Here is a 14,270-nt window from a genome sequence, read left to right on the forward strand (position 1 = left end):
AACCCGCTTGCCCTTAAGGTCCGCCACCGATTTGATCCCGGCATCTTTCCGGGCGACCAGATGAATTGTTTCTGGATAGAGGGTGGCAATCAGTCGAAGGTCCTCGACCTTGCCTTTGCCTTCGTAGAGACCTGTGCCGCTATGTGCCCAAAAAGCGACATCCGACTGGGTGAAGCCGGACTCCATAGAGCCGCCCTGGATGGCGTTGATATTGGCAACCGATCCATTCGAGGCGACTGCAGTGGACACCAGTCCAGTGACACCCTTATCGCCAGCACCCGAAATGGCATTGGCGATCAGCCCGCCAATCGGATAATACGTCCCAGCTGTGCCGCCGGTACCAATCCTGAAAAATACTGGCGCCTGGGCCCCTGCCAAGCTGACGCCGAGAGCAATTGCGCCGACGACCGCGCCTATCGACAGAAAACGTTTGCGGATGCTCATGGATGTTCCCTTTCTCCTGTTTTAACCAGCATGAGAAAGTGCCTGTCCATTGTCAACCGTGAGTATGACCCGCAGCAGTTGCCTGTTGCCTGCAGGGGATTTACCGCAGTCGTTAAGAGGTGAGGCTCTGCGACGTCAGATTGAGTGTCCTTGGGATCAAAAGCTTTTCGGGTGGCCAGATCGTCACTTTGGTCGAGCCGCAAGAATACACCAACTACTTCAAATCGTGCGGATATGACCACGAGTAAAGTGGACGCGCTCTAGGTGTCTTGCATTCTACGAATCTGCCTCGATCGGGCACTTTGCCCGTCGGGGTTCGTTCAACGCCAGACAAGAGGCTACCAAAATTTTGGCCAGACCGCCTGACGCACCGGTTACTGGATCGGTGTTCGGCTTGGGTAACGACCTTATTCTTGCGCACATTTCTGGCGTTGGCGTTGTGCTCTGCATGTCAGCCTGCTGCCCGGCAGGATATGCGCTCACGACCTGAGAATCCGCGGACGATTTGAGCCTTTTGTGGCCGGTGCCCGCTGACCGTGGGGCCGCCGATCTGCAATGTTGCTAGACCACGCCCGATGCCGAGAACCTCACGCGCGCCGCTGTGGTAGTGGTGATAGTCGAACACGCCGTTTCGCCAGATTCCTGTCCAGCCCTTCCGAGAAAACATGGCTTCAAACGACCCGGTGTCCGGTTGCGGATCGACCTGTCGATAGATGATCACGGCAAATGTCTGGTTATTGGGTATCTGATCACCGGCCTCTGGGAGGATATTTCGGTTCCCATGCCTGTCTCGTTGTGTCGCTTGCCTGGCGCCGAGGGACATTTTATCGCGACATCGGCACGAGCCGGCGACGCCCATGCCTAGACGCCGGCCCATTACGCATCTAAGAGACGCGTGCAGCTTTCCCAATATCGAAAAGCGGGCCGTAGGGGCCGTTTTTTTGCCGCTTTAAACAATATCGCCTCGTGACGCTGTAGGTTGGATGACCTCTCCATGCCCTCGCTTCGGCTTGGAAATCCCCACCCTAGGTCAGCAGATAGCTGGCGTCGGATGCGCGTTGAACAATTGCCTGCGCCGCAAGGACGATCGTGTCGCCTGCAATGGATTGATGAGGTGGCAGCAGGTGTTTGTCGATCGTCAGTAGGAAATGGGATGACTGCTGTTCACCGGGCGAAATGGAAATGTAAGACCAGCGATGCCAGGCAAATGGCATGATGGCGAGTGTCATTCCCAAAAATCCTTTAAGACGCATCGACCATGTTTCCGAGGATTTGGCGTGGCGGGCGGCATCGGTCTCATCGACAATATGCACACGCTGAAAGGCGGTTTGACAGTGATTGATCTTCCATGCCTCGGGGTCATCGTTGGCCAGATCGATCGTCGATTTTACCGGCTCGGCGATCAGCGCCACGTTCGGGCTGAGCAGGCGCGGAACGAAAGAGAAAGGCAGGCTGCGGATTTCGCGCAAGGGAGCGTTGACGCGAATAAGCTGCGCCAGACACCGCCAGTCGAAGCCCTGATGTGACGTGTGGTGCGCGGGCACCCGGTCCAGCCGGTATAAGCCTGCCCAAAAAGTCTCTTTCAGGTTGCCCGATTGCCGGTTGTAGCCCATCAGGGCGGAACCCCAGTTCTTGATCCATACCGCTGGCCCAACTTCGACCGGCACTGTCACCAGGAAAATCCGGGGACGGACGATCGTGCAGACATGCTCGATGACACGGACCGTGCGGTTGAGGTGGATATGTTCGAGCGTTTCCAACGCAATGACGATATCGGCCTCTATCGTTTCGTAAAGGTTCTCGTCGGTGGCGTCGCCGACGATGAAACGGCAGTTTTCGTGATTGCTGTAGCGATTGCGCGCGGCCTCGATGAAGATTGGATCGTAGTCTATACCGACGTAATCAACGTCGAATTTTTCCAGGATATGTCCAACAGCGGTTCCGGGGCCGCAGCCAATATCCAGTATTCTGACCTTCCGATTGCCGACGTCCTTCTGCACTGTTTCGAGGACCTCAAGCAGCTTTCGATAGCGGCCTGCATGCAGAAAGCGCGTCAGCCAGTTGAAGTTCTGCGTTTTCTCGTAAGTCGTCGCGAACGTACCCATCCAATCCGCCTCCATGAACCGTAGATGATGTCGTCTCGCGCTGCCTGCAATTGGAAAGATCGTGCGCGACCCGGCGTTGCATTTTTGAAGTCTGGCACGGCCTGCGTGACCTGCAACCCGACCAAAAGGCTTAAGTCGGTAGCGGGGATACCCACCCTGCCTCCTCTTAAAGGCAGTAATCGACGTGGTGGACGGTGAATCAGCCAGTCCTGACCAGCTGTCCTCTCCCTTTTGGTATGCTGCCGATGCGCAGGGCCTCGTTATACCTTTCAAGGAGGCGCCATCCGGGGCCTGAACGGCTGGGAGATGTGGTGGATGGTAGACAAGAGAGCCTTGATTATCGGCGTAACCGGGCAGGACGGCGCTTATCTCAGCGAATTGCTGCTTGCCAAGGGGTATATCGTGCATGGCCTGAAAAGGCGGTCTTCCTCATTCAATACCGGCCGGATCGATCATCTTTATCAAGACCCCTTCGAGGAAAACCTTCGCTTTCGTCTTCACTTCGGTGACCTCACGGACGCCACGAACCTGTGCCGGGTCATTCAGGAGGTGCAGCCTGACGAGATCTACAATCTCGGCGCCCAGAGCCATGTTCAGGTCAGCTTCGAGACGCCGGAATATACGGCAAATGCGGATGCGCTTGGCACGCTGAGGCTGCTTGAAGCCATGCGCATCTTGAACCTTGGCGACCGCTGCCGGTTTTACCAGGCGTCTACATCGGAACTGTTCGGGGGGATGGGCACGGTCGCTCAGCACGAGGGTACGCCGTTCTATCCGAGAAGCCCCTATGCTGCGGCAAAACTCTACGCATACTGGATGACGGTCAATTACCGGGAAAGTTACGGCTTTCACGCATCCAACGGTATTCTCTTCAACCATGAGAGCCCCATTCGCGGCGAGACATTCGTCACCCGGAAGATCACGCGCGGCGTTGCGGCCATCGAGCGCGGTCTCATGAGCAAGCTGCGTCTTGGCAATCTCGACGCAAAGAGGGACTGGGGGCATGCGCGCGACTATGTTGAAGGCATGTGGCGCATCGTGCAGCAGGAAATACCCGAGGACTACGTGCTCGCAACCGGCGAGGCACATACGGTGCGGGAATTCGTCGAGCTTGCTTTTGGCGTGGTCGGCAGGACCATCGAGTGGCATGGCGATGGCCGTGACGAGGTGGGATACGACGCCAAAACCGGCAATACGATCATCGAAATCGATCCCAGATATTTTCGTCCGGCGGAAGTGGATTTTCTTCTTGGCGACCCCAGCAAGGCGCGCAGGAAGCTCAACTGGAGCCACTCGACTTCCTTTGGCGACCTCGTTCAGGAAATGGTCGAAGCGGATCTTCGCCTCGTGATGTTGGAAGAGGGAAGAAATGAATTCGTCGCATAAATCGAAAGAAATCCCGTTCCGCTTGAATGGCAAGCGCGTTTGGGTTGCCGGCCATACCGGAATGGTCGGCTCGGCACTCGTGCGACGTCTCCAGCGCGAGAATTGCGAAATCCTGAAAGTTTCTCGCAGCGAGCTTGATCTGACCCGACAATACGAGACCGAACAGTGGATGGCGGCGGCAAGACCGGAGGTCATTTTTGTTGCTGCCGCCAAGGTTGGAGGCATCGCAGCAAATGCGGCCTATCCGGCGGACTTTCTTTACACCAACACGCTCATTGCGATGAACATCATGAAATCGGCTGCCGATATCGGTGTCGAAAAGCTTCTCTGGATGGGGTCTAGCTGCATCTATCCGAAATTCGCGGCACAACCGATCACGGAAAATGCGCTTCTGACAGGTCCGCTGGAGCCGACCAACGAGGCCTACGCGATTGCGAAGATCGCGGCGCTCAAGCTTTCCCAATTCTATTCCAGTCAGTACGGCCTGAATTGCGTCTCTGTCATGCCGACCAATCTTTACGGACTGAACGACAATTTCGATCCGCAAAGCTCGCACGTCATTCCTGCGATGATCAGGAGAATGCATGAAGCGAAAATCAGCGGTCAGAACAAGATTATGCTATGGGGCACGGGCAGTCCTCTGCGTGAGTTTCTCCATGTGGACGATCTGGCGGATGCCTGCTGTTTCCTCATGAAATCATCGGCGCATTTTCCGCTGATCAATATCGGTTCGGGGCGGGAGATATCCATTCGCAATCTCGCCCATCTGATTGCAGGTATCGTCGGCTACGAGGGGCAGATCGTTTTTGATACCAGCAAACCGGATGGAGCCCCCAGAAAGCTGCTTGACTGCTCGCGGCTCAACGCGCTTGGCTGGACCTCGACAGTCGAACTCAGATACGGAATTCAGGATTTATATGAGTGGTGGCGACAACCGAAGTCGCTGCAATCGGATATGTTACGACAAGCCATTTGACAAGGCCTCATGGGCCGAACGACCCGGGTCCGGTTGAGCCCTGCGAGTGACCGAAGACGCTCCAAGTTATCAAGGGGCGGACTTAAAATCTGCGTTTATCGGATCGGCTCAATCTGACAGTCGGTGCAAGAGCCCAACAGATACGCTCGCTTCTAGTTGACACTTCCTGTGACGACCGCTGCCGAAACCGGATCTCTGCCGGATACCGACAGGCGGACGCGCACGACGTCTCCCGCGCGGACCTGCGTATGCTCGTCAGCAGCGATTTCGCTGTATGTGCCTGCAACCTGACGCACGATGAAGAATTTGGTCTGGATCATGTCCTCGAGGCTAGAAACCCGCCGCGCCGTCGAGCCAATCTCGGCCATGGATTGAAGGCTGAAGGCCAGTTTTTTCTTCAGGCGCATGATGTCCAGGGATGTCTCTCGCAATTCGGTTGCGGCGTCATTGTGCCTTTTGCTCTTCAGTTCCAGAATACGTCGCTCCACCTCGCTTTTGTTTTGTTGCGCGCGCGCCAGAAACGATGTCGATTCCAGCACCTGCTGGTTCATGGACAGCAGTTCGCGCTTGCGCTCTCTCAGGGCAGATTCCGAAGCCGCACCGCGCGTGACAAGTTCCTTCGAGGCGTTGACGTCCATGTCGAGCAACTCAAGCTGCTGGCTGCGCATGACGTTGCTTTTCTGAAGCGTGTCTATTTCCTGGATGAAGTTCTGTCTTTGGACTTCGAGATTGGTTTTTTCGTCCTGCTGCGCCGACAGGCGAAGGCGAAACAGACTTGTTTCAGATGCGACGATCTTCTCCAGCGCCGCGCGATCCCGCACAAGTCCGATTTCGTCCCCCTTATATTCGAATTCTGTGTCGTTCAGTTCCGCTTCCAGCCGGACGCGCCGGATGTCCTGCGACAGGAGCTGCATCGACATGTCTTCATATTCCTGCTGGGCAGCGATCAACTGTATGCCCGAGGTATCCCTCTGTGTATTCGACTCGCGCAATCCCCCACCGAGTGCGAAGAGTTCAAGGACGATCATGCCGGGACGATATTCATATTTTCCCGGCTTCTGGACGTCGCCGACAACGAAGATCGGAGCATATTCCTTGACCGCGACGGCAACGGAGCGGTTTGCCACATGACTTGCCAGATCGCGGCTGATCCGCGCACCGATTTCGTTCACCGTCTGGTCGATCACGTTGACGTTGCCAAGAAGCGGATAACCGATCGTTCCATCTGCACTGACAGGGAAGAGGCCGGTCAGGCCCGGGTCGCCATAGACGGAGATCGTCAGGACGTCGCCGGTAGCGACCTTGTACTCGGTGCCATCTGCCGCGGCCGGCAACTGGCAAACGGTCAGAGACAGGAAAGTGGTGCTGGCAATCATCAGGGAAAAACCCCTGGACCCTGTCACGAAGCGCATGTTTCACCTCTCGTTATGGACGACAGCCGGGGGGCGTAGACTGGTTGCCCGTTTCCGCAGCTTGAAATGAGGATTCCAGTCCCGGAAAATCCTTGGCCAGACCGGGGGCTGACGCTTTCTCGGGCGCCGTATTCCGTTGAGGATGATGCCCGTGATCGACCGACCCGCGACCCGCAGCTTGATGACGGCGTTTTTCATGCCCGTGCCATCGGCGACGTCCTGTCGGACCACGAAGGATACGGCGTCCGACAGACTGGCGATCCGCAACAGGTCGAGGTCATGGGCAACGGATGGGGCCTCGATCAATACCAGTTCATATCGCTGTCTTGCCTCTGCAATCAGGCCGGCGAAGCGCTTGCTGCCAAGAACAAGATTTGGCGGCAGGTCGCTTTTCTCGGCGACGATGATATCGACCCCGGAGGCCTGATCGCGTTGGATGACGTCGTCCAGGGACACCTCACGGTTGACCGCCTGGGCGACATGCGACGTCAATCCGACATCGAATTCCGCCCCGAGAGCCGGGTTGCGCAGATTGGCGTCGATCAGCAGCAGTCTCACGCCACTCATCGCAAGAGATCTGGCAAGGTTGGCAATTACGAACGTCTTGCCTTCCCCATCGGCCGAAGAGGTGAAGGCGATCACGTTCGCCTTGCTCTCGGTCAATTGTATGTAGGTCTGAAGGTCGGCAAACGCGCTGTAGAAATCCGCAGCGCCGCTGCTGAATTTCCCGGGCGTGTTCTGGAACTCTCTGAAGGAAATGCGCGGAATGCGTCCAATAACGTTGAGGCCGGTTTTCTGCTGAAGAGACGTGATGGAGCCAACGGACCGGTCCGTGTAATTCAGGATAAAAGCCGCCGCCAAACCGGTGCTGCAACCGAGAATAAGCGCAACCAGACCCCACAGACGCTCGTCAGGACTGGTCGGTTTACGGGACGGCATGGCGCTCGATATGATCCGCGCCTCGGCAGTTGCGATACCGTCCTGTTCGATGGTCTGCTTGTAGCGTGCGAGGTATGTCTCGTAGATCGAGCGGTTCGCTGCTGCTTCCCGGTCAAGTTGCCCGGATTGAACCATTGCCATGTCCGTCGTGGAAATGGCGCGTTGCACATCATTGAGGCTGGCCTCGACTTCCTGCCGCTGTTTTTCGTTGACCTCGATCTCGTTGCGCAAGGCAGCGATGATCTGCGCGATCTCAGAATCGATCTGCTTGTTGAGTGAACTGAGCTGGGAGGATAATTGCGGCCGCTCCGGGCTCATGACGGCGCCGCTTTCATCGATCTGGGCAATGGCTCTGATGACCCTTGCCTGCTCGGCCCTCAAAAGCTGGATCGATGGTGAGGACAGAACTTCGGTGATCCCGAGCCCATCGCCGCTTTTCTGAAGTTCGAGCGCTGTGGCCAAGCGCGCCCTTGACCCCGCCAGCTTGGCCTGTAGCGTCGTCAGCTCGACATTCAGACTTGAAAGACGCTGCGACTGCAGCGGAAGACCACCCGTATCTATCAATCCGGATTTCTCGCGAAATTGAGACGCCTGGCGTTCGGACTCCTCAAGTGCGGTCCGCAGACTGACCAGCCGCTCCCCGAGCCATGTGCTCACACGCCGGGTCGCTGTTGTCTGGAGGTCGATCTGATAGTCGATATAGGCTTCCCCGAAAGCATTGGCGACTTTCGCGGCAAGCGCCGGATCACCGGCATAATAGGAGATGTAAATCGTATACGACCGGCCATCGTTCATCACACGAACGTTGGTCATGAGGTCATCGATCATTTTCGATGTCTCGGCGTCGTTGCCAAGCACGATCGCGTTGGCGTCAGCCCGGTCGGATTTGGTTTGCCGCCCTTCGAGCAGTCGATCTTTTTGCAGGATGACGAGAACCCGTTCGGCCATCGACCTCGAGCCGATGATATCAAGTTCGGTTCGAAGCACCGGGCTTTCCTGAGGCAGCGGAGAGACCACGGATTCGGTGGGGAGCGCCTGAAGCTTTCGGACATTAAGCGCGAGGGTCGCCTCGGCCTTGTAACGGATGGGGGTTCGCACATAGCCAATTGCCGCGATTGCGAAACTGGCGAGAAAGCAGATGAAGACGGCTCTGCGCCGCTCCCGCAGGATGGTTATGAAGCGTGAAATACCTTCCTGCTCAACCGGAGATGATGACGACTGGATCATGACGGTTCCTGCTGTAAGCGGGGCGTTCGGTAACGGTCGGTGGATGGCGTGTGCTTAGCGGTCGTACGCCATGTCACCAATCTTGCAGGCAACTTCCGTGCGGTTTGTTGCTCCAAGCTTCTTCATGATATTGCGGATATGCACCTTGATTGTGCTTTCACACAGGTTCAGCTCCAGAGCGATATCCTTGTTCGCCTTGCCACACCGCAAGGCTTCCGCAATAGCCGACTGACGGCTTGTAAATTTCGTCGGTGGAACGGATGCGTGCGCCGTAAGGCCAAACAGACTTTTCATGTTCATGACGCTGCTTGCCGGTATGAAACGGCCGCCCGCGATTGCAAGACTGATCGCTTGGCCGCAAACGTCGACGCTGACGGAACTCGATATATAGCCGCGCACGCCAAGAGCAATCGTATCGAGGATGGTATTGATATCCTGATCGTCGGAAAGCACGACGACGGCGGCCGGGGAGACCGCAGCGACAATCTCTGCAAGCTCGCGGTTTGTTTCCGCCGATTGACCGGGTAAGACGCTGACCAGAACCGCCGCAGGCATGCCGATTTCCGCACGTGCCTGCTGCCATTCGCCGAGGTTGGAGAAAGTCAGGATGCGCCTGTCCGCATATTGATAGTTGAGACTATGGGCGAGGCATTCCCGCTCGAGCATGCGACGATCTATGATGCCGATATAGCCGGCGGCATCGGCTGTCGCCTGCGGCGCGCCTTCCGGCGGGTTATCGGAGATGTGGTTATGGATCATGACGAAAATGCCCCCTGTATTGTTTTTCGTTTCTTTTAATTTCCGAACAACGCCGATTTTGTACCGTCAAAAAGGCTTTCGCCTGTTTCATGCGAACGTCAGCTTTCTGACGGTAAAGGCTTCCGCAAAACGTGTAGGCGCACGGCATTCCATCCCCCGCAGCCGCGCAAGGCCACGAAAGGTATCCGCATCGAACCAGTCCTTCGATCTCTGTGTTCCAAAGTGTTGCAGAAGAAGCTCGACCTTCATGTTCATCGCGTCTTCGCTCAACGGCACGTAGGCGTTTCTTCTGCCGAAATCGCCGTCCCATTTCGGGATTTCGTATTCCATGATCAGGTGATTTCTGAAGATGTTGGATGTGAGCCTGTTGATTTCGCGGTGATCCTGATGCGCATCCTCGCGGCTATGCGTGAATATGACGTCGGGGCTGACTTTGTCACGCAATGTCAGCAGCCATGACTTGATCTCGCGGCTCTGCGAGGGAAAGTAGCTGTCCTGAAACGATGCCAGCTCAATCGAGTAGGATGCTGCTTTTGCCAGAAAAGCTTCGGCGGAACTGCGTGCCTCCAGGGCCCGCTCGTTGCCGGCACTGAGGACGCACCAATAGACATCAAGCAATACGCCCTTTGATAGCAGGCTGAGGACCGTGCCTCCGACGCCGATCTCAATGTCGTCGGAGTGAGCTCCCAGACAAAGGATCGACAGCCGATCACCGGCGGAGGCGAGGGACATGTTTTTCATGGCAGCAGCTTCGTGTTTGACGATTTGCGTGCCATTGACGCATCGTCGCCAATCCATGGCATGTCGCCACGCTCGACCATCGCCTCCAACGTCTGCCAGTCGCGCAGCGTATCCATTGACCTCCAGAAACCCTCGTGTTTGTAGGCCATCAATTTGTCTTCAGAAATCAACCTGGAGAACGGTTCCAGCACGAGTTCCTCACCCTCGCGCATGTAGTCGAAAATTTCCGGCCGCATCAGGAAGTAGCCGCCATTGATCCACATGTCGGATGTCTCCGACGACCGAAATTCCCGGACCCTTCCGCTCTCGTCTATTTCCGCAAGGTGGTAGGTGAGGGGCGGTCTGACAGCCAGAAAGCAGGCGAGCTTGTCGCTCTTTTCGAACTGGGCGATCATGTCGTCGAGATCGACGTCGGTCAGGCCGTCGCTATAATTGGCAAGGAACATCTTCTCGCCCTTGAGATGATGACGTACGGCCCAGAGGCGCTCGCCTATATTGCGCCATATCCCCGTATCGATCAGGGATACCCGCCAGTCCCTCGGCAGTTCTTCGAGCAACTCCACGCGTCCGGGGCTTGATATGACGCAATCGGCATAGCTTTCCGGCCGACTGTTCAGGAAGAATTCTTTTATGACGTGCGCCTTATAGCCGAGGCAGAGGATGAAGTCCTCATGCCCGAAACGGGCGTAATATTGCATGACATGCCGCATGATCGGTTGAGACCCGAGCGGGATCAGCGGTTTCGGGACGCTTTCGGAATATTCCCTTATGCGGGTTCCCCTGCCGCCGCAGAACAAGACGACCTTCATTGTGCCAACTCCTTCGGATCAATGATGGATATGTCGGGAATTGGAACGATGAATTTACCGCCCCAGTTTTTGATATCGTTCATTTGCGCAACGATCTCATTCTTCAGGTTCCAGGGAAGAATGAGGACGTAATCCGGCTTCATGCGCTCGATTTCGCTGACGGGCCGGATTGGGATATGCATTCCCGGCGTGAGACGGCCATGTTTGTAAGGATTGCGATCGACTGCAAAATCGATGAAATCGGTGCCGATGCCACAATAATTCAGCAGCGTGTTGCCCTTTCCCGGTGCGCCATAGGCGCAGATGGATTTGCGCAGCTCCTTGAGGCGGATGAGGAAAGACAGGAGGTTCCGCTTGGTCTGGCGCACGGCTTCGGCGAAGGCCGTATAGGTCTCTATTCTGTCGAGCCCGGCATTCAGCTCTCGTTCCAAAAGGCTATCCACGCGGGCTTCACGCGGAAACTTGCTGTCCTCGTGCGAGAAAAAGACCCGCAGCGAACCGCCATGTGTGGGGATCTCTTCGACATCGAATACCCTGAGCCCGTGACGGCGGGCCATTTTTTCTATTGTCAGCAGTGAGAAGTAGGAAAAGTGCTCGTGATAGATGGTGTCGAACTGGTTTTCCGCGATAAGTTTTTCGATATGCGGGAATTCGAGGGTGATTACGCCTTCAGGCTTGAGCAGGACCTTCATGCCGGCAACGAAATCGTTGATATCAGGCACCTGGGCAAGGACATTGTTACCGATGATGAGATCGGCTTTTTGTCCCCTGGTCGCCATATCGGTCGCCAGAGCCTCGTTGAAAAATTCCGTCAGTGTCGGAATACCTTTCCCGATTGCCACCTTTGCGACGTTGATCGCCGGTTCAATTCCGAGCATCGGGATGTTGCTGGTCATGAAATGCTGCAACAGGTAACCGTCGTTGCTGGCAAGCTCGACAACGAAACTGGAGTCATCGAGCGCGAAGCGCTCGATGACCATGTCGCAATACCGCTTTGCGTGGGCGACCCAACTGTCCGAGAACGAGGAGAAATACGCGTACTCCGTGAAAATATTCTCGGGCGCGACATATTCCTGAAGCTGAACGAGCAAGCATTCGTCGCAAACGAATGCGTGAAGCGGATAAAATGGCTCCAGGTCGTTGGCTGCATCGGCTGCGACGAAGCTTTCGCAGGGAGGAGACATTCCAAGATCGACAAAGGTATGCACCAATGGCGAGCTGCAAAGACGGCAAAGCCTGATATTATGCGTCTTGTTCAATCGTGCAGAAAAAACCGCCTCATTATTCATCTGACGTCCCCTGATTTCATCGCAATGTCTTCGAGTGAATTTGGGAAAATTCTTTTATTAATTGGAAAAAATACTATGGATCAGGGTGAGTGACGATACTGCATTCGGCTCGAAAACGTCATCCATAAGCCGTAGGTTGATATGATAATCCTCTAAAATGCTCTTCAGCCGTTGGTTTCGGCAACCAAAAGGATGACTTATTTGCCAAGCCGGCTTCAAGGTATGGTGCTGCCTGTGGGTGTATTCCGGAGCCGCTGAAATGGCGGAGAATTCGTCTTGGATAAGGGGTTGCATCAGGAGCGCCGAATGCTGTTTGAGAAGACGAAGATCGAGGGGCTTTGGATCGTCAATACGGTGCCCGTCCGGGACAGTCGCGGCTCTTTTGCCAGGACGTTCTGCAAGCATGAATTCGATAGCAACGGGCTGGTGTCTGATTTCACTCAGCACAGCCTTTCCCTGTCAAAGCTGAAACACACCGTCAGGGGGCTGCATTTCCAGCGACCGCCACATCAGGAGACGAAGCTGGTGTCCTGCGTCAAAGGATCGATCTGGGATGTCGCCGTCGATCTGCGCCGCGGTTCGCCAACCTATCTGCAATGGGTTGCTACGGTGTTGTCGGCCGACAATGGCGCGCAATTCTATATTCCCGAAGGTTTTGCGCATGGTTTCCAGTCGCTCAGCGACGACGTTGCTGTGTCCTATCTGATTTCGGTGCCCTATGCCGAGGCGAGCGCAGCCGGGGTCCGCCATGACGAACCCGCGATCGGTATTGAATGGCCTGCGCCACCCTCCGTCATATCGGAAAAGGACCTCGGTTGGCCGGCTTGGCAATGAAGGGCTAGCGCGTCAGGAAGCCGAGGTTCGAGACAAGGCCTGCCTCAAGCAGCCTGCCGGCAGCGCTCGCAATATCGACAAACGGCATTTTAGACCTTTCGGCGATATCGAGCAGCGAGTTGGTTCCATCGGCGAGGTTGAGTATCCAGAGATAGGCCATGGTCCGGTCGTCATTCGTCTTATGGCCGCCTATCGCAGGGAAAAGCCCGTATTTCCCCAGCTGTGGCTCACCCTTGGGCCGAAGGTTCAACGGCGTCCAGTTGTCTTCGAGAGCGTCGATCATGTCCATGATCATCCAAAAGGATGAGTCGAGATGTTCGGGCCGTATGAAGTCGAGATTGTCGGCCGAGGTGTGATATTCGGGAAAGGTTCCGAAAGCACTTCTCTGCAGCAGTCCGACAGGAAGATTGAAGCCAGGCGAACAGAATTGGCGCTCGTCGTAGCCATAGGGAATGAAGTCGGCGATTGCCAGATGTTTACGATCCGCTCCGCAGCGGGTGCAGGCGGCGATACGGTCGATCAATGCATCTCCCCTGCGGCTGCGCTTGTAGTTCGGCCCGCCTCCGTCTCCAATGCATGAGACTACGAGACCATGCGCGATGTTCGATATCGCGTCTTCGTTCCGGGCAAGCCATGACAGGGAGCCGATCGTTCCGGGTGCGAACACGAACCTGTAGCTGTAATGTGTGGACCTGCTTTTCAGGCCGGCAGCAAGACACGTCAGCAATGCAAGGCCGGAACAATTATCGTTAGCGAGCGACGGGTGACAGATATGCGCGAAGAGAAGCACCTCTTTGGTGCTTTGTCCGACATGCAGATATTCGCCGTAATACAGATTGCCTGACACCTTTTCGGTGTCGATGACGACTTCATAGTCGCCTTCCTCTAGCTTGAGGAATTCATGATGCGACATGCAAAAGCCCCAGGCATCCGTGTAATAGGCTGTTTTGTAAGGAATGAGATCGGGTTGTGCCGGCAGGGTGTAAATATGCGCTTGCAGTTCGGCCAGCGGCATCGAGCGACGTTGAGGAATGCTGTAGTTCATGAGATGCAGGTTCGACATTTGAAAATCGATCACCTTGCGTCCCGCTGCGTTCTTCACATAGGCGTCCCGGACGACCCATTCCTGGGGCACCGTCCAGTCGAAAACCCGCGTCCCGCTCGGGACCGCGCGCTGCTCGATATCGATATAGTCTCTAAGGATATCGATCGTGTCGCACACGCCCTTGCCGGTGATGCTACGACAGATCGGAAACAGGCGGGAAGCCAGATCATGAATGGTCTGGCCCATACCTTCCTCTCGCCAGGCTTCGCCTGTCAGCCTGGCACCAGGCTCCATCTTGCCCATC

At 56.0% G+C, this 14,270-nt stretch carries 12 protein-coding genes and 1 pseudogene; 3 read left to right on the forward strand and 10 right to left on the reverse strand.

What is annotated here, in order from left to right:
- The 3 genes and pseudogenes from PL597_RS23590 to PL597_RS23600 form a co-directional block, all read right to left on the reverse strand.
- The coding region (locus PL597_RS23590) for a TAXI family TRAP transporter solute-binding subunit (RefSeq protein WP_271366352.1) at nt 1–444 on the reverse strand (444 nt) is incomplete at its 3' end.
- 276 nt (nt 445–720) lie between these two features.
- A pseudogene (locus tag PL597_RS23595) lies at nt 721–1,267 on the reverse strand (cupin).
- A gap of 202 nt (nt 1,268–1,469) precedes the next feature.
- Entirely contained in the window at nt 1,470–2,822 is a 1,353-nt protein-coding gene (locus tag PL597_RS23600) for a class I SAM-dependent methyltransferase (protein ID WP_271366354.1), read from the reverse strand.
- 42 nt (nt 2,823–2,864) lie between these two features.
- Here PL597_RS23600 and gmd point away from each other — a divergent pair, with 42 nt between their 5' ends.
- Together gmd and PL597_RS23610 are read left to right on the forward strand one after the other, a co-directional pair.
- Nucleotides 2,865–3,935, forward strand: a complete 1,071-nt coding sequence (gene gmd, locus PL597_RS23605) for a GDP-mannose 4,6-dehydratase (protein ID WP_269825012.1) — start codon at nt 2,865–2,867, stop codon at nt 3,933–3,935.
- Nucleotides 3,919–4,911: a GDP-L-fucose synthase family protein gene (locus PL597_RS23610; RefSeq protein ID WP_271366355.1), complete on the forward strand. Its 993-nt coding sequence runs from the start codon at nt 3,919–3,921 to the stop codon at nt 4,909–4,911. The genes gmd and PL597_RS23610 overlap by 17 nt, the downstream gene beginning before the upstream one ends.
- 152 nt (nt 4,912–5,063) lie before the next feature.
- On the opposite strand, the gene PL597_RS23615 is transcribed toward PL597_RS23610, so the two are convergent.
- The 6 genes from PL597_RS23615 to PL597_RS23640 all read right to left on the reverse strand — a co-directional run bounded on the left by PL597_RS23615 (nt 5,064) and on the right by PL597_RS23640 (nt 12,087).
- The gene (locus PL597_RS23615) at nt 5,064–6,323 is read right to left on the reverse strand and encodes a polysaccharide biosynthesis/export family protein (protein ID WP_271366356.1); all 1,260 of its coding nucleotides are present in this window, start codon (nt 6,321–6,323) and stop codon (nt 5,064–5,066) included.
- A 3-nt stretch (nt 6,324–6,326) separates the two neighbouring features.
- The gene (locus PL597_RS23620; RefSeq protein ID WP_271366357.1) at nt 6,327–8,489 is read right to left on the reverse strand and encodes a GumC family protein; all 2,163 of its coding nucleotides are present in this window, start codon (nt 8,487–8,489) and stop codon (nt 6,327–6,329) included.
- A 54-nt stretch (nt 8,490–8,543) separates the two neighbouring features.
- On the reverse strand, nt 8,544–9,248 hold the full coding sequence (locus PL597_RS23625; protein ID WP_137411249.1) for a response regulator transcription factor: 705 nt from the start codon (nt 9,246–9,248) through the stop codon (nt 8,544–8,546).
- 87 nt (nt 9,249–9,335) lie between these two features.
- Nucleotides 9,336–9,989, reverse strand: coding sequence for a PIG-L deacetylase family protein (locus PL597_RS23630; protein ID WP_026330955.1), 654 nt, complete (start codon nt 9,987–9,989; stop codon nt 9,336–9,338).
- On the reverse strand, nt 9,986–10,798 hold the full coding sequence (locus PL597_RS23635; RefSeq protein ID WP_019566371.1) for a glucose-1-phosphate cytidylyltransferase: 813 nt from the start codon (nt 10,796–10,798) through the stop codon (nt 9,986–9,988). The genes PL597_RS23630 and PL597_RS23635 overlap by 4 nt, the downstream gene beginning before the upstream one ends.
- On the reverse strand, nt 10,795–12,087 hold the full coding sequence (locus PL597_RS23640; protein ID WP_137411247.1) for a class I SAM-dependent methyltransferase: 1,293 nt from the start codon (nt 12,085–12,087) through the stop codon (nt 10,795–10,797). The genes PL597_RS23635 and PL597_RS23640 overlap by 4 nt, the downstream gene beginning before the upstream one ends.
- 306 nt (nt 12,088–12,393) lie before the next feature.
- Between PL597_RS23640 and rfbC the strand changes: the two genes are divergently transcribed.
- Nucleotides 12,394–12,921, forward strand: coding sequence for a dTDP-4-dehydrorhamnose 3,5-epimerase (gene rfbC / locus PL597_RS23645; protein ID WP_271366358.1), 528 nt, complete (start codon nt 12,394–12,396; stop codon nt 12,919–12,921).
- A gap of 4 nt (nt 12,922–12,925) precedes the next feature.
- Here rfbC and PL597_RS23650 read toward each other — a convergent pair whose 3' ends face one another.
- Nucleotides 12,926–14,269 (reverse strand): DUF4910 domain-containing protein, encoded by a 1,344-nt coding sequence (locus PL597_RS23650; RefSeq protein ID WP_271366359.1) that lies wholly within the window; start codon nt 14,267–14,269, stop codon nt 12,926–12,928.
- Nucleotide 14,270 lies beyond the last annotated feature (1 nt).

The sequence above is a fragment of the Agrobacterium sp. ST15.13.013 genome (assembly GCF_027956525.1).
GTDB classification, from domain to species: Bacteria; Pseudomonadota; Alphaproteobacteria; order Rhizobiales; family Rhizobiaceae; genus Agrobacterium; species Agrobacterium salinitolerans.

Bases quoted from the DNA above. Each gene is read 5' to 3' on its own strand.
- PL597_RS23640 (WP_137411247.1), bottom strand. From the start codon at position 12,087: ATGAATAATGAGGCGGTTTTTTCTGCACGATTGAACAAGACGCATAAT.
- PL597_RS23620 (WP_271366357.1), bottom strand. From the start codon at position 8,489: ATGATCCAGTCGTCATCATCTCCGGTTGAGCAGGAAGGTATTTCACGC.
- rfbC (WP_271366358.1), top strand. From the start codon at position 12,394: ATGCTGTTTGAGAAGACGAAGATCGAGGGGCTTTGGATCGTCAATACG.
- PL597_RS23635 (WP_019566371.1), bottom strand. From the start codon at position 10,798: ATGAAGGTCGTCTTGTTCTGCGGCGGCAGGGGAACCCGCATAAGGGAA.
- PL597_RS23625 (WP_137411249.1), bottom strand. From the start codon at position 9,248: ATGATCCATAACCACATCTCCGATAACCCGCCGGAAGGCGCGCCGCAG.
- PL597_RS23610 (WP_271366355.1), top strand. From the start codon at position 3,919: ATGAATTCGTCGCATAAATCGAAAGAAATCCCGTTCCGCTTGAATGGC.
- PL597_RS23615 (WP_271366356.1), bottom strand. From the start codon at position 6,323: ATGCGCTTCGTGACAGGGTCCAGGGGTTTTTCCCTGATGATTGCCAGC.
- PL597_RS23650 (WP_271366359.1), bottom strand. From the start codon at position 14,269: ATGGGCAAGATGGAGCCTGGTGCCAGGCTGACAGGCGAAGCCTGGCGA.
- PL597_RS23630 (WP_026330955.1), bottom strand. From the start codon at position 9,989: ATGAAAAACATGTCCCTCGCCTCCGCCGGTGATCGGCTGTCGATCCTT.
- gmd (WP_269825012.1), top strand. From the start codon at position 2,865: ATGGTAGACAAGAGAGCCTTGATTATCGGCGTAACCGGGCAGGACGGC.